The organism is Variovorax paradoxus EPS, from assembly GCF_000184745.1.
Classification (GTDB): domain Bacteria; phylum Pseudomonadota; class Gammaproteobacteria; order Burkholderiales; family Burkholderiaceae_C; genus Variovorax; species Variovorax paradoxus_C.
Map to the genome: position 1 here is coordinate 4,381,919 of NC_014931.1, position 21,671 is coordinate 4,403,589.

Annotated in this window: 19 protein-coding genes; 4 read left to right on the top strand and 15 right to left on the bottom strand. The window is 66.8% G+C overall.

Annotated elements, in window-relative coordinates; genetic code table 11:
* The first annotated feature begins 78 nt into the window (after positions 1 to 78).
* The gene (locus tag VARPA_RS20265) at positions 79 to 984 is read left to right on the top strand and encodes a LysR family transcriptional regulator (RefSeq protein ID WP_013542445.1); all 906 of its coding nucleotides are present in this window, start codon (positions 79 to 81) and stop codon (positions 982 to 984) included.
* Here VARPA_RS20265 and VARPA_RS20270 read toward each other — a convergent pair.
* The 9 genes from VARPA_RS20270 to VARPA_RS20310 all read right to left on the bottom strand — a co-directional run bounded on the left by VARPA_RS20270 (position 971) and on the right by VARPA_RS20310 (position 10,362).
* Complete coding sequence (locus VARPA_RS20270; protein WP_013542446.1) at positions 971 to 1,948, bottom strand: SDR family oxidoreductase; 978 nt, start codon at positions 1,946 to 1,948, stop codon at positions 971 to 973. The two genes, VARPA_RS20265 and VARPA_RS20270, sit on opposite strands and share 14 nt — an antisense overlap.
* Positions 1,945 to 2,847, bottom strand: a complete 903-nt coding sequence (locus VARPA_RS20275) for a bile acid:sodium symporter family protein (RefSeq protein ID WP_013542447.1) — start codon at positions 2,845 to 2,847, stop codon at positions 1,945 to 1,947. Before VARPA_RS20275 ends, VARPA_RS20270 begins: the two co-directional genes overlap by 4 nt.
* Positions 2,848 to 2,864: 17 nt before the next feature.
* Positions 2,865 to 4,193, bottom strand: coding sequence for a flavin-containing monooxygenase (locus VARPA_RS20280; protein WP_013542448.1), 1,329 nt, complete (start codon positions 4,191 to 4,193; stop codon positions 2,865 to 2,867).
* A complete protein-coding gene (locus VARPA_RS20285) occupies positions 4,193 to 5,014 on the bottom strand; it encodes an SDR family oxidoreductase (RefSeq protein ID WP_013542449.1) in 822 nt (273 codons plus the stop codon). The genes VARPA_RS20280 and VARPA_RS20285 overlap by 1 nt, the downstream gene beginning before the upstream one ends.
* A 127-nt stretch (positions 5,015 to 5,141) precedes the next feature.
* On the bottom strand, positions 5,142 to 6,191 hold the full coding sequence (locus VARPA_RS20290) for an NAD(P)-dependent alcohol dehydrogenase (RefSeq protein ID WP_041942972.1): 1,050 nt from the start codon (positions 6,189 to 6,191) through the stop codon (positions 5,142 to 5,144).
* Positions 6,192 to 6,231: 40 nt separating this feature from the next.
* Complete coding sequence (locus tag VARPA_RS20295) at positions 6,232 to 7,335, bottom strand: ABC transporter ATP-binding protein (RefSeq protein WP_041942973.1); 1,104 nt, start codon at positions 7,333 to 7,335, stop codon at positions 6,232 to 6,234.
* Positions 7,336 to 7,367: 32 nt separating this feature from the next.
* Entirely contained in the window at positions 7,368 to 8,180 is an 813-nt protein-coding gene (locus VARPA_RS20300) for a carbohydrate ABC transporter permease (protein WP_416367511.1), read from the bottom strand.
* 20 nt (positions 8,181 to 8,200) lie between these two features.
* Positions 8,201 to 9,085 carry a carbohydrate ABC transporter permease gene (locus VARPA_RS20305; RefSeq protein ID WP_013542453.1) on the bottom strand — a complete coding sequence of 295 codons (885 nt, stop codon included), beginning with the start codon at positions 9,083 to 9,085 and terminating at the stop codon, positions 8,201 to 8,203.
* Entirely contained in the window at positions 9,082 to 10,362 is a 1,281-nt protein-coding gene (locus tag VARPA_RS20310) for an ABC transporter substrate-binding protein (RefSeq protein ID WP_013542454.1), read from the bottom strand. The genes VARPA_RS20305 and VARPA_RS20310 overlap by 4 nt, the downstream gene beginning before the upstream one ends.
* Before the next feature lie 331 nt (positions 10,363 to 10,693).
* On the opposite strand from VARPA_RS20310, the gene VARPA_RS20315 reads away from it, so the two are divergent.
* Positions 10,694 to 11,950, top strand: a complete 1,257-nt coding sequence (locus VARPA_RS20315) for an MFS transporter (protein ID WP_013542455.1) — start codon at positions 10,694 to 10,696, stop codon at positions 11,948 to 11,950.
* A 4-nt stretch (positions 11,951 to 11,954) separates the two neighbouring features.
* Here the strand turns inward: VARPA_RS20315 and VARPA_RS20320 are convergent, their stop codons facing one another.
* Together VARPA_RS20320 and pmbA are read right to left on the bottom strand one after the other, a co-directional pair.
* Positions 11,955 to 12,926 (bottom strand): helix-turn-helix domain-containing protein, encoded by a 972-nt coding sequence (locus tag VARPA_RS20320; protein ID WP_013542456.1) that lies wholly within the window; start codon positions 12,924 to 12,926, stop codon positions 11,955 to 11,957.
* 72 nt (positions 12,927 to 12,998) lie between these two features.
* Complete coding sequence (gene pmbA / locus VARPA_RS20325) at positions 12,999 to 14,369, bottom strand: metalloprotease PmbA (RefSeq protein WP_013542457.1); 1,371 nt, start codon at positions 14,367 to 14,369, stop codon at positions 12,999 to 13,001.
* A 117-nt stretch (positions 14,370 to 14,486) separates the two neighbouring features.
* On the opposite strand from pmbA, the gene yjgA reads away from it, so the two are divergent.
* Together yjgA and mog are read left to right on the top strand one after the other, a co-directional pair.
* Positions 14,487 to 15,143, top strand: a complete 657-nt coding sequence (gene yjgA, locus VARPA_RS20330) for a ribosome biogenesis factor YjgA (RefSeq protein WP_013542458.1) — start codon at positions 14,487 to 14,489, stop codon at positions 15,141 to 15,143.
* Positions 15,140 to 15,736, top strand: coding sequence for a molybdopterin adenylyltransferase (gene mog / locus VARPA_RS20335; protein WP_013542459.1), 597 nt, complete (start codon positions 15,140 to 15,142; stop codon positions 15,734 to 15,736). The genes yjgA and mog overlap by 4 nt, the downstream gene beginning before the upstream one ends.
* A gap of 15 nt (positions 15,737 to 15,751) precedes the next feature.
* Here mog and VARPA_RS20340 read toward each other — a convergent pair whose 3' ends face one another.
* The 4 genes from VARPA_RS20340 to VARPA_RS20355 all read right to left on the bottom strand — a co-directional run bounded on the left by VARPA_RS20340 (position 15,752) and on the right by VARPA_RS20355 (position 21,671).
* Positions 15,752 to 16,159 carry a cupin domain-containing protein gene (locus tag VARPA_RS20340; protein WP_013542460.1) on the bottom strand — a complete coding sequence of 136 codons (408 nt, stop codon included), beginning with the start codon at positions 16,157 to 16,159 and terminating at the stop codon, positions 15,752 to 15,754.
* A gap of 70 nt (positions 16,160 to 16,229) precedes the next feature.
* Complete coding sequence (locus VARPA_RS20345) at positions 16,230 to 16,982, bottom strand: SDR family oxidoreductase (RefSeq protein WP_013542461.1); 753 nt, start codon at positions 16,980 to 16,982, stop codon at positions 16,230 to 16,232.
* Between the two features lie 123 nt (positions 16,983 to 17,105).
* The gene (locus VARPA_RS20350) at positions 17,106 to 20,297 is read right to left on the bottom strand and encodes a CusA/CzcA family heavy metal efflux RND transporter (protein ID WP_013542462.1); all 3,192 of its coding nucleotides are present in this window, start codon (positions 20,295 to 20,297) and stop codon (positions 17,106 to 17,108) included.
* A gap of 9 nt (positions 20,298 to 20,306) precedes the next feature.
* On the bottom strand, positions 20,307 to 21,671 hold the full coding sequence (locus VARPA_RS20355) for an efflux RND transporter periplasmic adaptor subunit (RefSeq protein ID WP_013542463.1): 1,365 nt from the start codon (positions 21,669 to 21,671) through the stop codon (positions 20,307 to 20,309).

Sequence of the window (21,671 nt, forward strand, 5' to 3'; positions counted from 1 at the left end):
CACGCCACTGAAAATGCGGCATTCGCGCACCCAGCCTCAGGCACAGACTGAGGCTGGCGTGCTACCTTGCGGCCCACCATGCGATTCGATCTCACCGACTTGCGGCTCTTCATCCACGTCGTCGAGGCCGGCAGCCTCACGGCCGGCGCCGAGCGCTCGCACATGACGCTCGCCTCGGCCAGCCAGCGCGTGCGCGGCATGGAAGACGCGCTCGGCAGCCCCTTGCTCACCCGGCACGCGCAAGGCGTGCGCCCCACCGAGGCCGGCCGTACGCTGCTGCACCATGCGCGCGTCGTGCTGCAGCAGATGGAGCGGCTGCGCGGCGAGCTCGGCGAATACGGCCAGGGTTTGAAGGGCCACGTGCGCTTCATGTGCGGCACCTCGGCGCTCACCGAGCACCTGCCCGAGGTGCTCAGCCGCTTTCTCGCGCAGCATCCGCGCATCTCGGTCGACCTCGAGGAGCGCCCGAGCCCCGACACAGTCGATGCGCTGCGCGCGGGCCTCTGCGACATTGGCATCGTCTCGGATGCGATCGACAGCGAAGGCCTCGAATGCCATCCCTTCCGCCGTGACGACCTCGTGCTCGTGATGCCGCGCGGCCATGCGCTGGCCGGGCGCCGGCGTGTGAAGCTGGCAGAGGTGGTCGACAACGAGTTCGTCGGCCTGCCCGCGGACACCGCGCTGCAGCAACTGCTGACCGGCCACGTCCGCGCCTTGGGCAAGCACCTGGCCTACCGCGTGCGCGTGCGCAATTTCGAGGCGGTGTGCCGCATGGTCGAGTACGGCATCGGCGTGGGCATCGTGCCGCAGACCGCGGCCGAGCGCTGCGCCCGTTCGATGAAGATCGCGCGCGCCTCGCTCGCCGATGCCTGGGCCGAGCGCACGCTGATGGCCTGCGTGCGCTCGTCGGAAGACCTGCCGATCAACGCCCGGCGCATGCTCGAGCACCTGATCGCACCGGTGGAAGAAATCAGGAAGAAGTGACCGGCCGCCCCTGCCGCGCACGCGCCGCCACGAAGGCGTCGAAGGCTTCGCTGCTGGTCTTGCTCGGCACGTAGCCGAAGCGCTCTTTCAGCGCGGTGTTGAGCAGCACCGGCCGGTAGCGCAGGAAGTCCAGTTGCTCCGGGCCGTAGCGGCTCACACCCAATGCAGACCCCACAGCGAGCGCCGCCTTGAGCACACCGACCGGCCAATCGGTCGCCTGCTTGCCGAGGCGCGATGCGATCTCGTGGATGGTGAGCGCGCCGTCGCCCGCGAGGTTGTAGCAACCGGGCGGTGCCTCGCCGAGCGCATGCGCGATGGCGCCCGTCACGTCCTCGTCCCACACGAACACGAACGGGCTCGCGCTGCCGCGGATGGCGATCAGCCGCTTCTTCTCGAACAGCGCGGTGATCTGGTTGTCGACCCGCTCGCCGAGGATGGTGCCGATGCGCAGCACCGTCTGCGCGAGCGCGGGATGTGCGGCGCGATAGTCCGCGAGCATCTCTTCCACCTGCCGCTTGTGGTCGGCGTATGCGAACACCGGGTTGCCCCGCAGCGGCTGCGATTCGGTGATCCACGCCGGGTTGTCCGCGTGATAGCCATAGGCCGCGCCGCTGGACGACACCACGATGTGCCGCACGCCCCGCGCCACGCAGGCCTCGAGCACATTGCGCGTGCCGCCCACATCGACCGAATGCTCGAAGGCGCGGTTCGAGTCCTTGCCAGGCGTGACGATCGAAGCCAGGTGCACGACCGTGTCGATGGCGTGCGCTGCAAGCGTGTCGCCGATGCCCGCATCGCGCACGTCCTGCTGGCGATAGACCACGCCCTGCAACTGCCGCTCCGCAGGCACCTCGCGCACATCGAGCGCCACCAGAACGTCTAGCGATTTCCCCGCCAGCGCAGCCAGCACGCCGCGCCCCAGGAACCCATCGCCGCCCGTCACGAGCACACGGCGCGCGCTCACGGCGTCGCGGGCTTGCGCCCCCACCAGCTCGCCAGCGCGAGGCCCGCGATGATGTCCCAGAAGCCCCAGACGCCCGCCACCACCGCCATGCCGCCGAGCCCGCCGAAGAAGCTGAAGATCAGCACCAGCCCGAGCCCTGCGTTGCGGATGCCCACCTCGATCGACACCGCCCGCCGGTCGTAGTCGCCCAGCCCAGAAAGCCGTGCGCACAGGTAACCCGTGCCGAACGCCAGCGCATCGTGGATGACCACAGCCATCAGCACCAGCCCCACATAGTCCAGAAAATAGCGCCAGTTGCCCGCGATGGCACCGACGATGAAAGCGATCAGCGCGAGAAAACTCAGGATGCGCGCCGGCTTCTTGATGCGCGCCGTGAACCTCGGCAGCTGGTGCGCGCAGGCCACGCCCAACACGAACGGAATGCCGATGATCATCACGATGTGACCCAGCATGTCCAGCGGGTCGAGCTCAATCGTCTTGAGCAGCGCCGAGGCCGTGGGATGCAGCCCGCCCCAGAACGCGAAATTCAGCGGCATGACGACGATGGAAAGCGCATTCGAGATCGCCGTCATCGACACCGACAGCGCCACGTTGCCGCCCGCGCGGTGCGTGAGGATCTGCGAGATGTTCCCGGGCGGGCAGCACGCCACGAGGATCATGCCCAGCGCGATGCTCGGCCCCGGCTTCAGGATGAGCGTGAGCGCGAAGGTCACGGCCGGCAGCACGATGAACTGCGCACCGATGCCCACCGCCATCGCGCCCGGCATGCGCGCCACGCGCTTGAAGTCGTCGATGCGTGTGTCCAGCGCAATGCCGAACATCAAAAAGCCCAGCACCACGTTGAGCAGCACCAGCGAAGCCGGATTGAAGTGCAGGCGGATTTCGTCGACGGGCAGCATGGATGTGAAAGCCTCGTTCAGGGTGAGTCGGCCAGCGCCGCCGAGGCGCTGCGCACCGCCGCACGGTAGGTGTCCTTGTGCACGTAGTACGCCATGCGCTCGAGCTGCAGGTACTTGTAGCCGCCCGACAGGTCGGGTGGCGGCCCCTGCACCGCCGCGCGCAACGCCGCGGCCTTGGGCGATCCGGCCGCTTTCGCGCGGAAGTAGCGCGCCAGCAGCTCGGCCTGCTCGTAGCGCCCCTGCCATCCGATGCCGCTCGCCTCGATCATCCCGAGCACGCCGATGTTTTCGAAGCGCGGCGAAAAGATGTTGAGGTACAGGCGCGGCGCCATGCCCTGCCAGTTGAGCAACTCGCGGTCGATGAACGGGTAGTGCAGCGCATAGCCGGTCGCGGCAAGGATCAGGTCGTAGTCGCGCGCGCTGCCGTTCTTGAAATGCACCGTGTGCCCATCGAGCCGCGCGATGTCGCCGCGCACACCGATGTCGCCATGCCCCACGTGGTGCAGCACCAGCGAATTCACGATGGGGTGCGACTCGTACATCCGGTAGTCGGGCTTCGGAAACCCGAAGCGCACCGGGTCGCCGGTGAACCACTTGAGCACCGTCGCATCGATGCGCTGCTTGAGCCACGGCGGCAGCGGCCGCTTGCCGCCCAGCGTGTCGGCCGGCTTGCCGAACACGTATTTCGGCACGAAGTAATACCCGCGCCGCACCGAGATTTCGACGCTCTTCGCGTAGTGCACCGCGTCGACCGCGATGTCGCAGCCCGAGTTGCCCGCGCCGACGATCAGCACGCGCTTGTCCTTGAAGAGCTCGGCGTGCTTGTAGTCGCTGGTGTGCAGCAGCTCGCCATCGAATTGGCCTTCGAACTGCGGGCGCTTGGGCTCGGCGAGCGTGCCGTTGGCGATGACCACGCCCTTGTACTCCGCGGCCTCTGGCTCCCCTGCGCCGGTATCGATGGTCACCCGCCAGCGCGTGTCCGGCGCATCGCTCACCGGCTCCACGCGCAGCACGCGTGTGTTGAAGCGGAAGTGCTCCCGCAGCCCGAAGCGGTCGGCGAAGTCGCTGAAGTAGCGGCGCAACTCGCGGTGGCTCGGGTAGTCGGCCACCGTGTCTGCCATCGGAAACTCGGCGAACTCGGTCGTGCGCTTGCTGGAGATCAGGTGCGCCGAGTGGTAGACCGTGGAGCGCGGATTGTCGATATCCCAGAGGCCGCCCACATCGCTGTGCGCCTCGAAGCCCTGGAAGGGCACGCCGTGCTTCTGCAGGTTGCGTGCCCCGGCGAGGCCGGAAGGGCCGGCGCCGATGAGGGCGATCTTCTCGTGGGTGGGTGCGTCGTCTGCCATCAGGTCGGAGGATGTTTGTCGGAAAGACCGGGAATGGCCGTGGCGCCGGCCTCGCCCACGCGCGGCTTGCGCGGTTGCCCGCGCAGCACGCGGTCGTGCAGTTTCTCGGGCAGCAGGTTCAGCAACTTCGATAGCCAGCCGATGCGGCGCGGCAACACGATCTGCTCGCGTCCGGCACGCACGCCGGCGAGCAGTTGGCGCGCAGCCTCGTCGGCTTCGAGCAGGCCCGGCATCGCGAAGCGGTTGCCTGCAGTCAGAGCCGTGCGGATGTAACCAGGGCTGATGGTGTGCACCGTGATGCCCGTCTCACGCAGCTCGGCACGCAGGCTTTCGAGATAGCGGATGAGCCCCGCCTTGCTCGCGCAGTAGGCGCCGTTGCCCGGCATGCCGCGCCAGCCCGCGATGCTGGCCACGCCGACCAATGCGCCACGTTGTTGCGCACGCATCGGCTTCACGAATGGCTGGAAGGTGGTTGCCGCGCCAAGCAGGTTGATCTCCAGCATGCGGCGCAGCACCGCAAGGTCATCGGCCTCGGCGGTGTCGAAGCCACCCGCCACGCCCGCATTAACAATCACGAGGTCGGGCACGCCGGCCTTGGCCATCCAGTCGATGGCCATGGACTGCATCGCAGGGCTGTTCGACACGTCGGGCGTGTAGACCGCGCATCGCCCCGATGCCAGCGCAGCGAGCGACTCGAGCTTCGCCCTATCGAGCCCGACCAGCGCCACCTGCGCACCGCCGCCGATCAGCTCTCGCGCCAGTGCCTGGCCGAGACCACCACAGGCTCCGGTGAGGACGACATTGCGAAAGACCAAGGGCATGGGCGACGAATCGGCGAGTGGCAAGGCGCAGCCACTTTAGCCGCGCATCGCCTTCGCGCTCCCCGGCGTTTTCCCTTGCGAAGAAGCGCTCGGCCAGCCGGCCGGCTGGCCTTTGCGCCCCTCGAAATCAAGCCGGAAGGGTCGCCGGAAACTCGATCTGGATCTTCACGTCGCTCGCCCGGCCCGCAGCCGCTTCCTCGAAAGCCTTGATGCCGTCCTCGAATGCGAAGGTGCGCGAGATGAACGGCTTCACGTTCACCTGCCCCGAAGCGATCAGCGCGAGTGCGCGCGGGAAGATGTTGGCGTAGCGGAACACCGACTCGATGCGAATCTCCTTCGCCTGGATCGCAACGATGTCCAGGGGCACCTTGTTGCCGGGCATGCCCACCAGCACGAGGCAACCACCGGGACACAGCAGATCGAAGATGTTGTCGAAGGCGCGCGCGCTGCCACTGGCCTCGAACACCACGTTGGCGCCCCAGCCATCGGTCAGGGCCTTCACGGTCTCGGCGAGATCGGCGTCGCGCACGTTGACGGTGGTCACGGCCGGGTTGTCGGCGAACAGCGCCAGCTTCTCGGGCACGAGGTCCGCCAGGATCACGCGCGCCGCGCCGCCCGCGAGCGCGGCCAATGCGGTCATCGCGCCGATGGTGCCGGCGCCGATCACCACAGCCACATCGCCCGGCTTCAGCGCCGCCTTCTTCGCCGCCTGCAGGCCGATGGCCAGCGGCTCGACGATGGCGCCCTCGCCGAAGCTCACGTTGTCGGGCATGCGGAAGGTGAAGGCGGCCGGGTGCACCACGAAGGGCGTGAGGCAGCCGTGAATGGGCGGCGTGGCCCAGAAGCGCACGGCAGGGTCGAGGTTGTAGAGGCCTTCGAGCGTCGCGCGCGAATCCATCTCGGGAATGCCGGGCTCCATGCAGACGCGGTCGCCGGGTTTGAGGTGCTTGACTTCGGCGCCCACCTCGGCGACCACGCCGGAGGCTTCGTGGCCGAGGATCATCGGCTCGTTGACGATGTAGGGGCCGATGCCGCCATGCTGGTAGTAATGAACGTCGCTGCCGCAGACGCCCACGGTGTGCATGCGGATCTTCACGTCGCGAGGCCCCATCTCAAGGGAGACATCAACGTCGCGCAGCGTGAGTTCGTGCGCCTTTTCCAGGACCAGTGCTTTCATTTCCATCTTTCGATCGAGAGTGTGTTTCGGTTGTCTGCGTTCAGTGCAAGGGGGCGCGGTCGACGCGCAGCGATGCGCCGGTGTCGATGTCGAACAGATGCACCTGCTCGGGATCGGCCACGAAGCTCACGCGCTCGTGCAGGCGCGGGCTCTGGGCCGAGGGCATGAGCGCGGAGATTTCGTTGTCGTCTCCGCCAAAGCTCACCAGCACTTCGTTGCCGAGGTATTCGACGAGTTGCACCTCGCCAGAGAAGCCGCCGTCGCGGCCGCTGTTCGTGTCCACCTGCAGGTGCGCCGGCCGGATGCCCAGCGTCACGCGCTCGCGGCCCTCGAGCGCGAACCGGCGCGCATTCACGTGCACCACGCCGCCTCGTCCCCTCAGTTCGAAATGGCTGCCCTCGTCCTTCACCGACATCTCGACCAGGTTCATCGGCGGGGTGCCGATGAAGCCGGCCACGAAGGCCGAGCGCGGGCGCTCGAAGATTTCCTTGGGCGAGCCGACCTGCTCGATGCGCCCGTCGCGCAGCAGCACGATGCGGTCGGCCAGCGTCATCGCCTCGTGCTGGTCGTGCGTGACGTAGACCGTGGTGGTCTTCAGCGTCTGGTGCAGCTTCGCGATCTCGATGCGCATGTGGTTGCGCAGCTTGGCGTCGAGGTTCGACAGCGGCTCGTCGAACAAAAACACCTTGGGCGTCTTGATCATCGCGCGCGCAATCGCCACGCGCTGCTGCTGGCCGCCCGAGAGTTCGGCGGGCTTGCGCTGCAGGTAGCGCTCCAGGCCCAGCGTGTCCGACACCTCCTTGATGCGGCTGTCGATCTCGGCCTTGGGCACCTTCAGCCGCTTGAGACCGAAGGCGATGTTGTCGCGCACCGTCATGTGCGGGTAGAGCGCGTAGTTCTGGAACACCATGGCGATGCCGCGCTCCTGCGGCGGCAGATCGTTGACGCGACGGCCGCCGATGTGCAGGTCGCCGCCGCTGATGTCTTCCAGGCCCGCGAGCATGCGCAGGATGGTCGACTTGCCGCAGCCCGAGGGGCCGAGGAACACGACGAATTCGTTGTCGGCCACGTCGAGGTCGAACGCGTGGACGACCTGCGTTTCCCCGTAGCGCTTGATGATGTTGTGACAGCTGATTGCAGACATTTTTTGTTCTGGAGAAGAGGAATGGATGCGGCTCATGCAGCCTCCCGCTTGCGCTTGAACGCGGCATTGAGAAAGCCGCTGAGCACGCCGACCATCAGGAGCGGCGGCACCGACAGCAGGATGACCGAGGCATTCAAGATGCCCCAGGGCACGTCGCGCCCGAGCTGGCTGAGTTCGGAGGCGACGATGGGCAGCGTCTTGGCATCGGACGTGGTGAGCATCAGCGCGATGAGGAATTCGTTCCACACCAGCACGAAGCCGAAGGCGATGGCACCGACCAGCGAACGCGCGGCAATCGGCAGCGAGACGCGAAAGAAGATCGCGTAGGGCCCGTAGCCATCGACGCGCCCTGCTTCTTCCACCTCCTTGGGCACCGCCTTGAAGGCCGGAATCGCGAGCCAGATCACGGTGGAGAGCGTGAGCAGCGTGTAGGTGACGATGAGCGCGAAGCGCGTGTCGTACAGCTCCAGCTGCAGCCAGATGACCATGAGAGGAATGGCCACCGCCACCGGCGGCAGGAAGCGCATCGACAGCACGAAGAACTGGATGTCGTCCGCCCAGCGCAGCGGATAGCGGGCCAGCGCATACGCGGCCGGCAACCCGAGCACCGCGCCGATGACGACGGCCGCGCCGACCACGAGGATCGAGTTGATGAGCCCCTGCGCCACAGCCTCGCGGCCCAGCACGTAGGCGTAGTTCTCCAGCGTGGGCGTGAAGAAGAACTTCGGCACGGCCGAGACGATGTCGACCCGGTTCTTGAACGAGTTGAGGAAAGTCCAGAGCACCGGCACCAGCGCGGAGAGGCCGGCGACGACGAGCACCAGCCGCGCGAGCAGCGTGCCCACGGACAGCGACGATTGCTTTTTCATGACGAGGGCCTCGTCCATTTCCAGATATAGGTGAAGGCCACGGTCGAGGCGACCATCATCAGCACCGCCATGCTCGATGCGTACGAGATGCGCCCCGACTCGATGAAGCCCTGCGAGAAGGCGTACATGTCCAGCGTCTCGGTCGAGATGCCGGGGCCACCGCGCGTCATCACGTAGATGAGGTCGAAGGCCCGCAGCGACTCGACCATCTTCACGAAGGTGAGGCTGATGAGCGGCGCCTTGAGCATCGGCAGCGCGACGTAGGCGTAGACCTCCCAGGTCTTGGCGTGGTCCATGCGCGCGGCCTCGAAGGGCTGGGGCGGCAGGGTTTCGAGCAGCTTGAGCACGATGACGGCGAAGAACAGGCCCCACTGCCACACGTCCACGAAAGCGACGGTGAGCAGCGCCGTGAGCGGATTGGCCAGCAGGTCCAGCGGCTCGCCGGTGATGGCCTTGTACGGATACGTCAGCAGGCCGAACAGCGGATGGAACGCGAACTTCCAGACGAAAGCCGCCGACACGCGCGGCAGCAGCACCGGCACGATGAACAGCATGCACAGCGCGTTGCGCCAGCGCGGCGTGGTGTTCTGGAACAGCAGCACGCCCAGCAACACCGCGACGGCCATCGTGGAAGTGACCGTCAGTACTTCCCAGATGAGCGAGACGCTCACCGAGTTCAGGAAGCGCCGGTCGGAGAAGAGCTGCACATAGTTCGAGAACCAGACCCAGCCGATATCGGCCTGGCCCAGCTCCCGGTCCTGCAGCGAGATGACGATCGCGAAGATCGTCGGCACCAGGGCGAGGACCGCCAGCACCAAGAGGCCCGGTCCGATGAAGACGACCGGCAGCCGGGTCTTGTTGTTGCTTCGCGTCGTCTTCACTTCTTGCGCCGTGCGATCAGCTGCTTCGCATAGGCATCGAGTTCATCGAGCCCGCCCTGGATGTCGGTGCGCGAGCCAGTGACCAGCTCTTCGAGAATGATCCCCCAGCGATCGCCGAGATCAGGCCATGCCGGGTCCTGCCAGAAGTTCACCGCGGTCACCTTGCTCGTGTCGGCCAGGGCCTTGCCCAGATCGGCGCCGTAGCGCTTGGCGAACTCGGGGCTGCCCAGCACGCTGGTACGGTTGAGTTCGCTGAACTGGCCTTCGGCCAGGCGGCGCTGCTCCTGCTTCTTGGAGGTGGCCCAAGCTACGAAGAGGCCCGCGCACTTCTTCGCTTCTTCGGTCTTGTTGGCCTTGGTGCCAATGGCCAGGCCGTGGCCGTAGCCGCCGCCGGTGAGCGGAGAAGGCGGCGGCAGGTAGGCGACCTTGCCGATGACGGTGGACATCTTCGGATCGAGCGCATTGCCCGCGAGCGGCGTCGACTCGACCAGCAGCGCGACCTTGCCCGCAAGGAAGGCGCCGGTGGATTCGTCCCAGCTGCCGGTCTTGGTGCCGGGTGCCGAGTACTTGAAGAGTTCCAGGTAGGTCTGCGTGGCCTTCACCGCGGCGGGCGAATTGAAGACGGGCTTGTCGCCATCGAACCACTGGCCGCCGTTGCCGCGGAAGAACGGCATCCAGCGCCACACGTTGGCACCGGAGCCGCGCTGGCCGCGCAGGGCCACGCCGTAGATGCCGTTGGCCGGGTCGTTGAGCTTCTTTGCTGCAGCGACGAATTCGTCGAGCGTGGTGGGCGGCTTGACGCCGGCTTTTTCCAGCAGGTCCTTGCGGTAGACCAGCAGGTCGCCACCGCCGGTGAGCGGCGCGAACCAGGCCTCGCCCGCGAAGGTCGCGACCTTCTGGCGGCCAGGGTCGAAGTCGGCGTAGTCGTAGTCGGCCGGGTAGTACTTGGCGAGCGGCACGATCCATTTCGACTGCGCGAACAAGGGCACGTTGGCCTCGTCGACGTAGTACACGTTGTACTTGCCCACCGTCGATGCATCGGCGCGCGTCTTGGTGCGGCGGTCGTTTTCGTTGAGGTTGTCGATGGTGAACGAGGCGCCGCTCAGCGCCTTGAATTCGTCCTTGTACTTTTCGAGCAGGGTGAGCCCGTCGCGCGGCTGGGAGAGCACACGCACATCGTCCTTGCAGGCCTGCTGGGCCTGAACCTGGCCGGCTGCGGCCAGTGCCGCCAGCAGCAGTGCGCCAGCGGTGATGCGGCGGGTGTTTCGTTGGGTCATTTGTTTGTCTCCTTGGTTCCTTGTGAGGGTGACGAAGCGTATGCAGCCAAGGCCCGGCCCCGCGTACACGCGCGCCGGGGGACTGGTATTTCGATGACCAGCGGACTTGGGGTTTAGCCGGAGACAGGTGGTACCAAGTCCGGCGAGAAGTGAAAGAAGGCGGCTGCAACGCTGGGCGATTGGGCCTCCCTCGCTCCGATTCACAAGGCAGCGGCTTCCATTCGGCGCGCCCTGATCAGTTGCAAGTTAAAACTCGAATGCTAAAATTTTTTGGTATTTTTTTAAAACCAGATTTAACGTTCTACCCGACTGTCCTTTTTCCGGAAGCGCCATGACCCACTATCGAACCGCCACCACCGGGCGGCTGAAACCGAACATCGATTCGGCTGCAGCGCGGGGCGCTGCCGCGCCCGTCATCTCCGCCGCGATGGCGCTGCTGTTCGCGGTCGCCTGCGGGCTTGCGGTGGCCAACGTCTACTACGCCCAGCCGCTGCTGGACACGCTCGCTGCCACCTTCGGCATCCGCCCCGCGACGGTCGGCATCGTCATCACCATCACCCAGGTTGGCTACGGCCTCGGCCTGCTGCTGGTCGTTCCGCTGGGTGATCTCGTCGACCGGCGGCGGCTGATCGTGGGGCAGTCGCTACTGTCGGTGATCGCCCTGCTCTGCGTCGCGCTGGCGCCCAGTGCCTCGATGCTGCTGCCGGCGATGGCCGCGGTCGGCGTGCTGGCCGTCGTGACGCAGGTGCTGGTCGCCTACGCCGCGATCATGGCGCCGCCGGGCGAGCGCGGCCGGGTGGTGGGCATCGTGACGAGCGGGATCATCGTCGGCATCCTGCTCGCGCGGGCGGTGTCGGGCACGCTGTCGGATCTCTTCGGCTGGCGCTCGGTGTACCTGGTGTCGGCCGCGGCCACGCTGGTCGTCGCCGGCCTGCTGTGGAAGGCACTGCCGCGCAACGTGCGGCCGGCAGTGCGCATCCCGTATCCGCAGCTGATCCGCTCGGTGTTCACCCTCTTCGCCGAGGAGCCCGTGCTGCGCATCCGCGCGGTGCTCGCGATGCTGATCTTCATGGCCATCACGATGCTGCTCACGCCGATGGTGCTGCCGCTGACGGCGCCGCCGTTCTCGCTCTCGCACACACAGGTGGGGCTGTTCGGCCTGGCGGGCGCGGCCGGCGCACTGGGTGCTGCGCGGGCGGGTCGCCAAGCGGACCGCGGACGGGCGCAGCACACCACCGGCATCGGGCTCGTGGTCATGCTGCTGTCGTGGGGGCTCATCGCGCTGCTGCCGTGGTCGATCTGGGCGATGGTGATCGGCGTGGTCACGATCGACTTCGGCCTGCAGTCGGTGCACGTCTCGAACCAGAGCCTCATCTATCGCGTGCGTCCGGAAGCGCAGAGCCGGCTCACGGCCGGCTACATGATCTTCTATTCGATCGGTTCCGCGACCGGATCGATCGCCTCGACGATGGTGTACGCCCATGCCGGCTGGAACGGCGTCTGCATTGCGGGCGCAATTACCAGCGGCATTGCATTGGCGTTCTGGGCCCTGACCCGGCACCTGACGCCGGCGGATTCACCGCGCTGAAGACTCAGGTCGTGGTCGTGGTCGTGGTCGTGGTCGCCGCGAGCGGCGTGTTCTGCGCCGTCCGCAGGCCGAAGCGGTCCTGCGCCTGCTGACGGTAGGCCGAGGGCGTCATGCCCTTGAGATGCAGGAATCGCCGGTTGAAATTCGCGAGGTTCGCGAAACCCACCTCGTAGCAGATGTCGCTCACCAGCCGGTCGGAGGTCTGCAGCATCTCGCAGGCCTTCGTGATGCGCAGCCGCGTCACAAAGTCGGTGAAGGTGCTGCCCATGTGCCTGTGGAAGTAGCGCGAGAAGCTGCTCTCGGCCATGTTGGCCACCGCGCACACGGCCGGCAGCGAGAGCTCTTCGGTCAAATGCGCATCGAGGTAGTCGAGCACGCGGCGCATGCGGGTGTTGGCGCTCGGGTCATCGTCCAGCGGGCCGGCCGCGCTGGATATCTGGCGCCAGTCTTCCCAGTTCGCGAGCTCGTGCAGCACCCCGATGAATTCCGAGAGCCGGGCCATGCCCTCCTGGGCCTGCACCCGCGCGAAGCGCTCCCGCATGCGCGCACTGATGCCAAAGAACTCGATGCCCAGCCGTGCGCGGTCGAGCATCGGCAACACGGCCTCCAGCTCGGGGAACAGGCCCGAGGCCTTGCGCAGCGGCTCGTCGCGGAAATGAATGACCATGCTGCGGTCGGCAATGCCCTCGGGCGGCACGTCGTGCGAGATCCAGGTGTGCGGCAACCGTCCGCCGACCAGGGCGACATACCCCGGCTCGAAGCGTCCGATGTGATTGCCGACGTAGGCATCCCCGCTGCTGCGGTTGATGATCTGCAGCTCGTATTCGTCGTGGTAGTGCCAGCAATCGAACGGCCATGGAACGCCGTGCTGCAGGCAGCGCACCGAACTGCCGCCCGCCGGCTCGAAACCGAGCCGGGGGTCGCGCATCAGCTCATGCTCGAGTTCCGGCTTTCTCGCATTGTTGTATTTGCTCATGGCGTCTCCCTGGGTGTGACCACGGGTTGCTTTCGAGCATGCGACGTTGCCGGTGCGGGCAGAAGGCGCCCGTCAGGCGCCAGCCACCTTCATGCGGTTGACCAGAATCGACCCCGTGGTCTTGGCGCCGAAAGTGTAGGCATCCGCGCCGATGGCTTCAATGCCCATCAGCATGTCCTTCAAGTTGCCGGCGATGGTGATCTCCTGCACGGGGAAGGCGATGCGGCCCTTCTCGACCCAGAAACCGCTCGCGCCGCGCGAATAGTCGCCGGTCACGTAGTTCACGCCCTGCCCCATCAGCTCGATCACGAAGAGGCCGGTGCCCAGCTTGGCGAGCATGGCGTCGAGGTCGTCGCCGTGCTTCGTCAGGCGCGAACTCAGCGTCAGGTTGTGCGAGCCGCCGGCGTTGCCAGTGGTCTTCATGCCGAGCTTGCGGGCCGAATAGGTCGAGAGAAAATAGCCCTCGAGCCGGCCGGCATCGACCACCTTGCGGGCGCGCGTGGTCACGCCTTCGTCATCGAAGGGCGAACTGCCCTTGCCGCGCATCACATGCGGGTCTTCGGCAATGTCGATGTGCTTGGGCAGCACCGGCTTGCCGAGCGAATCGAGCAAGAAGGTGCTCTTGCGGTACAGCGCCCCGCCGCTCACCGCCTGCACCAGCCCGCCCAGGAGACCCACGGCCAGCGGCGACTCGAACAGCACCGGGCATTCGGTGGTCTTGATCTTGCGCGACTTCAGGCGGCTCAAGGCCCGTTCGGCGGCGTAGCGGCCCACGGCCTGCGGGCTCGCGAGTTCGTCGGCCGAACGCATGGAGCTGTACCAGGCGTCGCGCTGCATGTTGTCGCCCTTGCCGGCGATGGGCGCCACCGAGATCGAATGCCGCGAGCTGGCGTAGCCGCCGCGGAAGCCATGCGTATGGGCGCTGAAGAAGTGGCTCTGCTGGGCCGAGACGCCAGCGCCTTCGCTGTTGGTGATGCGCTTGTCGGTCGAGAGGGCTGCCGCTTCGCATTCCAGCGCCAGCTTGGCGGCCTGCTCGCTGGTCGCGTCCCAGGGATGGAACAGGTCCAGTTCGGGGTGTTCCTTGGCGATGTCTTCCTCGTCGGGAAGGCCGCTGACCGGGTCTTCGGCGGTGAAGCGGGCGATGTCGTAGGCGGCCTGCACGGTCTGCTTGATGGCGCCCTCGGAGAAATCGGAGGTGCTCGCGTTGCCGCGGCGGTGGCCCACGTAGACCGTGATGCCGAGCGACTTGTCCCGGTTTCGCTCGACGTTCTCGAGTTCGCCCTTGCGAACCGAGACGCTGAGGCCGCAGCCCTCGGAGGCCTCGGCGCCGGCATCGGTGGCACCGAGCTTTTTGGCGTGGGCCAGGGCCGTGTCGACCAGGTTTTCGAAGAAGGAGCGGCTGTAGGCGAAGCCGGAATCGGCGCGCGAGGAGGATGTCGTCATGTGGTGGCTATGATACTTGCGCCCCCCATTTCCCGGTTTTCCCCCAGCTTCCCGCTGTCTTCGCTGTCCTGTTGCACGCATTGCAACGCCGCACGTCGCGGCCCAGAATCCACCCACATGTCCCGCAAACCCAAAAAAGGCTATTTCGTCCGTGGCCAGTTCGTTGCCGAAGGCAGCGAACTCGACCTGGAGCTCAAGCGCGAGCTCAAGGGCACCGACGATGCCAGCCGCACCGATCTCAAGCGCGAAAGCGACGAACTGCAGAAGCTCGGCACCGAGCTGCTCACGCTGCGCGCCGCCCTGTTCGACGCCCTCCAACTGGACGAAAAACTGGTCGACGCCATCGCCGAGGCCAAGCGCATCACCAACTTCGAGGGCAAGCGCCGCCAGATGCAGTTCATCGGCAAGCTGATGCGCAAGCTCGACGAGCCCACGCTGGAAGCCGTGAAGCTCGCGTTGACCGAGCAGAACAGCACGCCGGCCGCCGAAACCGCCGCCCTGCACGAGGCCGAACGCTGGCGCGACCGCCTGATCGCCGACGACGACGCACTCGGCGGATGGATCGAAACCCACCCCGCCACCGACTCCCAGCAACTGCGCGCCCTGGTGCGCCAGGCCCGCAAGGACATGAAGACCGGCCCGGCCGGCGAAGCGCCGCGCCAGGGCAAGGCCTACCGGGAAATCTTCCAACTGGTGCGGGAACAACTGGCAGTGCACGGCGGTGACGACCACGCCGCGGCCGCCGCCGCGCAAGACCGGGAAGAAGACGCATGAGTTCGTCGCAGTTCGATCCGGTCCGCATCGGCATCGTCTCCGTCAGCGACCGCGCCTCCAGCGGCACCTACGAAGACAAGGGCCTGCCCGCGCTGAAGGAATGGCTTGGCCGGGCGTTGAAGAACCCCATCGAATTCGAGGCCCGGCTGATCCCTGACGAAGCCGCCCTGATCAGCGCCACGCTGATCGAACTGGTCGACGCCGGCTGCTCGCTGGTGTTGACCACCGGCGGCACCGGCCCTGCCCTCCGGGACGTGACCCCCGAAGCCACCCTGGCCGTCGCGCACAAGGAAATGCCCGGCTTCGGCGAGCAGATGCGCCAGATCAGCCTGCGCTTCGTGCCGACCGCGATCCTGTCGCGCCAAGTGGCGGTGATCCGCGACAAGAGCCTCGTCATCAACCTGCCCGGGCAGCCCAAGTCGATCGCCGAAACGCTCGAAGGGCTGAAGGATGCCGACGGCACGCAGCTCGTGCCCGGCATCTTCGCGGCGGTGCCCTACTGCATCGACCTGATCGGCGGGCCGTACCTCGAGACCGACGACGCGGTCTGCAAGGCCTTCAGGCCGAAATCGGCGATCCGGCCGGCGCGCTGAACGCTTTCCCGCTGGCTACTTGACCAGCGTCAGCAAAGGCGCGCCCTTGTCCTTGACCATCGTCACCAAGAACTTCGCGGGCTTGGTCTTGCTGGCGTTGCGGCCGACGGTGTGGATGTCGCCCGGGCCTTCGTAGAACGTCTGGCCGGGGGTCAACGTGACCTCCTTGCCGCCCTTCACGCCCATCACGATCGATCCTTCGAGCACGTAGATGAAGGCGTGGGCATCGTGACGGTGGACCGGATCGACGGAGCCCGGCGGAAAGTCGACGATGAACGAGATCACCTCCTTGCCTGGCATGTCCGCCAGGTCCTTCGTCATGAGGACGGTCGCGGCGGCTTCGGGTGCGGCCAGGGCGGGCACCGCGGCGAACATGCCGAGTGCGAGACCGAGGGAGATGCAGGTTTTCTGCAAGCGGGTCATGGGTTGTCTTTCCGGCCCGTGTGGTGGGCCTTGAATCAATGAATGAATAGTTCAGCAGGTCGCCGGCGGCTCAGGCACGCGCACGCTGCGCGAGCCAGTCCGCGAAGCGGGTCGTCCCGAGGCGCGGGCCGGTGCCGGGCGTCAGCGAGCGGTCGTCGAGCTGCACGCCGAAGTAGCTGGCCTCGGCGTCGGTGACGACCGGCCGCTTGTCGCCGGTCGCCGCGAACAGGCGGCGCACCAGCGCGTCGAGCGGAACAACCTCCGGTCCCGCGATCTCGATCCGACGCCGCGCGGGCGATTCGCCCACCACCACGGCGAGTGCGGCGGCGACGTCGTCCGCCGACATCGGCTGGATCAGCGCGTTCGACAGCCGCACCTCGCCGTCCCGCACGCTCCCGTCGGCGATGCCGGCCACGAACTCGAAGAACTGCGTGGCCTGCACGATGGTCCAGGGCACGGGCGAGGCCTCGATCAGTTCTTCCTGCCGCTGCTTGGCGCGGAAATAGCCGCTGGCCAGCAGGCGGTCGGTGCCGACCACCGACAGCGCGATGTGGTGCGCGACGCCCGCCTCTGCTTCGGCGGCGAGCAGGTTGCGGCCTGCGGTGTCGAAGAAATGCAGCGCGGGCTCATCCGCGAACGACGGCGAATTCGCCACGTCGACGACGATGCGCGCACCCGCGAGCGCTTCCCTCAGGCCCTCTCCGGTAAGCGTGTTGACGCCGGTGGATGGCGAGGCCGCAACGACCTCGTGGCCCGCCTGGCGCAGCAGCACGGCAAGCTTCGAGCCGATGAGGCCGGAGCCTCCGATGATGACGATTTTCATGATCGATTCCTGGTGAATGGCGAAAGAAGCACCTCTGTCCGGAGGCGCCTGTTCCTTAGACGTCCGGCGTCACGGGTTTGTGACAGGCCAGGCGAAAAACCAGGAAATCGACCCGCTGCGCTCCTAGGGCAGCTCCATCGACATGGGTCGGGCCTCGCGCCTGCGGGCCTCCTCTAACGCTTTGTCCTCATCGCGCCGGTGGGCAATGCGATAGAGCAGCGGAAGCACCAGCAGCGTCAGCGCGGTCGAAGAAAGGATACCGCCGATCACCACCGTCGCCAGCGGCCGCTGCACCTCGGCGCCGGTGCCGGTGGCAATGGCCATCGGCACGAAGCCCAGCGACGCGACCAGCGCCGTCATCAGCACCGGCCGCAGCCGGGTGAGCGCGCCTTCGCGGATGGCCTCGTCCAGCGGCAGCCCGCCCTCGCGCAGGTTGCGGATGAACGAGATCATCACCAGCCCGTTGAGCACCGCCACGCCCGAGAGCGCGATGAAACCCACCGCCGCCGAGATCGACAGCGGAATGTCGCGCAGCCACAGCGCCACGATGCCGCCGGTGAGCGCGAACGGGATGCCGGTGAACACCAAGAGGCCGTCCTTCAGGTTGCCGAACATCGCGAACAGCAGCGTGAACACCAGCAGCAGCGACACCGGCACCACCACCTGCAGCCGCTGCGTGGCCGAGGCGAGGTTCTCGTACTGGCCGCCCCACACGGTCCAGTAGCCGGTGGGAATGGTCACCTGGCGCATCGCCGCTTCGGCCTCGGCCACGAAGGAGCCGAGGTCGCGGCCGCGCACGTTGGCGCTCACCACGATGCGGCGCTTGCCGTTCTCGCGGCTCACCTGGTTGGGGCCCGGCGCGAGTTCCAGCGTGGCGACTTCGCCGAGCGGGATGAAGCTGGTGCGCAATCCCTCGGCGCCCGCGCCCTTGGGCAGCGCGACCGGCAGCCGCTTGATCGCCTCCAGGTCGGTGCGCAGGTTCTCTGGCAGGCGCACCAGGATGTCGAAGCGCCGGTCGCCGTCGAACAGCGTGCCCGCCTCTCGGCCGCCGACCGCGATGGAAATCGCGTCCTGCACGTCGCCCACGTTGAGGCCGTAGCGCGCGGTCTTCTGGCGGTCGATGTTCACCGTGAGCATCGGCAGGCCCGTGGTCTGCTCGACCTTCACCTCTGCCGCGCCGGAGATGCCGGTGAGCACCTTCGACACTTCAGCGGCCGTCTTGTCGAGCACCGCCACGTCGTCGCCGAAGATCTTCACCGCCACGTCGCTGCGCACGCCGGAAATCAATTCGTTGAAGCGCAACTGGATCGGCTGCGAGAACTCGTAGTTGTTGCCCGGCAGCTTCTCGACCTCTTCCTGCACCGCCGTCAGCAGTTCCGAGCGCGTGCGCTTCGGTGCAGGCCACTCGCTCTCGGGCTTCAACATGATGTAGCCGTCGGAGATGTTCGGCGGCATCGGGTCCGATGCAATCTCGGCCGTGCCGGTGCGCGCGAACACGCGCTCGATCTCCGGGAATTTCGCCTTCAGCGTGCGTTCGAGCTGCTTCTGCATCTCGACCGACTGCGTGAGGCTGGTGCCCGGAATGCGCAGCGCCTGGATCGCGAAGTCGCCTTCGCTGAGGCTCGGCACGAACTCGGTGCCCAGCCGCGTCGCCAGCAGACCCGAGAGCACCACCGCCACCGCAGCCACCGTGATCACCAGCGGCTTGGCCGTCATCACGCGCGCGAGCAGCGGCTCGTAGCCGCGCTTGGCCCACGTCATCAGCCGGTTCTCCTTCTCGCTGACCTTGTTGCCGATGAAGAGCGCCACGGCCGCGGGAATGAAAGTGATCGACAAGATCATCGCGCCCACCAGCGCGATCACCACGGTGAAGGCCATCGGATGGAAGAGCTTTCCCTCCACGCCCGTGAGCGCAAAGATCGGCAGGTACACGATCATGATGATGAGCTGTCCGAACAGCAGCGGGCGCCGCGCCTCCTGCGAGGCGGCGAACACTTCATGAAAGCGCTCGCTGCGCGTCAACGGCCGCCCATGCTTGGCCTGCGCATGCGCGAGCCTTCGCACGCAGTTCTCCACGATCACCACCGCCCCGTCGATGATGATCCCGAAGTCCAGCGCGCCCAGGCTCATGAGGTTGGCGCTGACCTTCTGGTTCACCATGCCGGTGAAGGTGAAGAGCATCGACAGCGGAATCACCAGCGCGGTGATGAGCGCCGCGCGGATGTTGCCGAGAAAGAGGAACAGGATCGCGATCACCAGCACCGCGCCCTCGAAGAGGTTCTTCTTCACCGTCGCGATGGCCTTGTCGACCAGCACCGTGCGGTCGTACACCGTCACCGCCTTCACGCCCGCGGGCAGCGTGCGGTTGACCTCCTGCATCTTCTTGTCGACGGCCTGCGACACGGTACGGCTGTTCTCGCCGATCAGCATGAAGACGGTGCCCAGCACCACCTCGCGGCCGTTGTCGGTGGCGGCGCCCGTGCGCAGTTCCTGGCCGATGCCGACCTCGGCCACGTCCTGCACCCGCAGCGGAATGCCGCCTGCATTACCCAGGATCACGTTGCCGATGTCTTCCACCGACTTCACCTGGCCCGGCGCGCGAATGAGGTACTGCTCGCCGCGCTTCTCGATGTAGCCCGCGCCCACGTTGGCGTTGTTGCGCTCCAGCGCGGTGACCAGGTCGGTCATCGTGAGGCCGTGCGCCAGGAGCTTCGCGGGGTCGGGCGCGATCTGGTACTCCTTGTCGTAGCCGCCGATGGAATTGATCTCGGTCACGCCCTTCACGTTGCGCAGTTGCGGCTTGATGATCCAGTCCTGAATCTCGCGCAGGTCCGTGGGCGTATAGGGCTTGCCGTCGGGCTTCTTCGCGCCCTCTTCTGCTTCCACCGTCCAGAGATAGATTTCGCCCAGGCCCGTGGAGATCGGTCCGATCACCGGCGAGATGCCGCTGGGCATGCTCTCGCGCGCCGACTGGATGCGCTCGTTCACCAGCTGCCGCGCGAAGTAGATGTCGGTGCCGTCCTCGAAGATCACCGTCACCTGCGAGAGGCCGTAGCGCGAGAGCGAGCGGGTCTGCTGCAGGCCCGGCAGGCCCGCCATCACCGTCTCGATGGGATAGGTCACGCGCTGCTCGGCTTCGAGCGGCGAGTAGCCGGGCGCGGAGGTGTTGATCTGCACCTGCACGTTGGTGATGTCGGGCACCGCGTCGATGGGCAGCTTCTGGTAGCTGAAGACGCCGAGCGCGGCCATGCCGAGCACGGCGAGCAGCACGAGCCAGCGCTGCGCAATGGAGAAGCCGATGATGCGTTCGAACATGCGGCGTCCTCAGTGGGTGTGCGTGGCGGAGCTCTTGCCCTGCTGCGACTTGATGACGAAGCTGCCGCTTGCGGCATACGCTGCTCCGGGCTTCAGGCCGCCGACGATCTCGATGCGCTTGCCGTCGCTGCGGCCGGTCTGCACGTGCTGCGGCATGAAGCCGCCGGGCACCTTGAGGAAGACGGTGGGTTTTTCTTCCACCGTCTGCACCGCCTCCGCCGCCACGGTGACGGGCGCGTCCGCCTCGGACGACACCAGCTCCACGTTCACGAACAGGCCCGGGCGCCACACGCGCTGCGGATTGGTCAACGTGACGCGCGCCGTGGCCGTGCGCGTCTGCGCACCGATGAGCGAGCCCACGTACGACACGGTGCCGCTGGCCGTCTGGTCGAAGGCGCTGGAACGAATGGTCACCGGCTCGCCGATGCGCACCAGGTTCAGGTTGTTGGCCGCCACGCTGATCTCGGCCCACACGGTCGAGAGGTCGGAGATGGTGAAGACGTTGACCGCCTCGCCCACCGATTCGCCGAGCGAGATGTGCTTCTCGACCACCATGCCGTCGAAAGGCGCGCGCAGCTCGTAACGGCCGAGCGCGGCCGAGCCCGGCGTGGCGCCGAGCGCCAGCAGCTTCTGGTTGGCATTGGCCACGGCGATCTGCGCTTCCTGCATCGCTTGCTGCGCCTGCAAGTAATCCTGTTGCGGCGAGATCTTTTCTTCCCAGAGTTTCTTCTCGCGCTCGTAGGTGGTGCGCGCCAGTTCCAGCCGGCGCTGCGCCGATTGCAACGCACTGCGCTGCTCCGAGAGCCCCGGGCTCGACAGCACCGCGAGCACCTGCCCGCGCTTCACCTCTTGCCCCAGGTTGGCCGACACGCTGTCGACCACGCCCGCCACGCGCGGCACCACGTGGGCCGTGCGGTCTTCGTTGAACTTGATCTCGCCGGGCAGTTGCAGCGAGGTCTTGATGCGCGCGGGGCCGGCGCTTTCGATGGCCATGCCGGCCGCCTTCACCTGCTCGTCGGTGAAGGGGATCTTTTCTTCGTCCTCCTTGTGCTCCTTCGATTCAGCTTTCGCTTCAGCGGGAGCGCCCTTCTCCTTGGATTCCTCGCCGTGGTGCTCCTTGTCGCCATGACCCTTGGCTTCTTCATGGCCGTGGTCGTGGCCATGGTCCTTGCCCTCGGCTTTCCCTTCCTCGTGGTGCTCGCCGTCGGCATGGCCGCCGGCCTCCGAATGGCCGGCCGCCTGGGGCTTGGCCGGGTCGGTGCGCAGGATCAGCGCCCCCGCCGCGAAGCCCAGGACCAGGATGGCCACGACGGCCATCCACTGCTTCTTGCTGGTGCGCTCGGTGAGAGTCTTGCGTTCTTCTTGCGTGTTCAT